Annotated in this window: 1 protein-coding gene; it reads right to left on the bottom strand. The window is 64.0% G+C overall.

All coding sequences use genetic code 11. The features are described from left to right. On the bottom strand, positions 1-533 hold a 533-nt coding region (locus AC0IYH_RS29180; RefSeq protein WP_471837497.1), incomplete at both ends, for a type I glutamate--ammonia ligase.

The following is a 533-nucleotide window of genomic DNA, read 5'->3' as shown; positions in this document are numbered from 1 at the left end:
GCGTTGTGGTGCGCAGCGAAGATCGGCATGCAGTGCGGTAGCCACTCCAGGCAACCCGCCACCGCGTGACGTAGCGGGCGCTGCTCATCGACAGCCAGCAGGTTGTTGCCCTGCTCGTCATAGAGGCTGACGTGCACGTGCATGCCGCTGCCCGGAGCATCGAGGTAGGGCTTGCTCATGAAGCTGGCCCGATGGCCGTTCTTGAGCGCCACGCCGCGGGTAAGCCGCGTGAAGAGCGCCGCCCAGTCCGCCGCCTGCAGGCCATCATCACAATGGCCGAAGTTGATCTCGAACTGCCCGGGACCGATTTCCGCGGTGATCACGTTGGCATCGATGCCCTGCTCCTCGGCCGCCTCGACGATCTCGTGCAGCACTGTGGAAAACCGAGACAGCCGGTCGATGTGCAGAGTGGGCTGATCATCCTCATCGCCACACAGGGTGTCGCGCGGATACTGCGGCAAGCCGTCCTTGAGCGTACGGTCGAACAGATAGAACTCCAGCTCGAAGGCCACCACCGGGCGAATGCCCTTGAC

The organism is Pseudomonas sp. AC463 (assembly GCF_979253585.1).
Note: the sequence above shows the minus strand (reverse complement) of the source record. Positions and strands in the feature narration are given on the sequence as shown.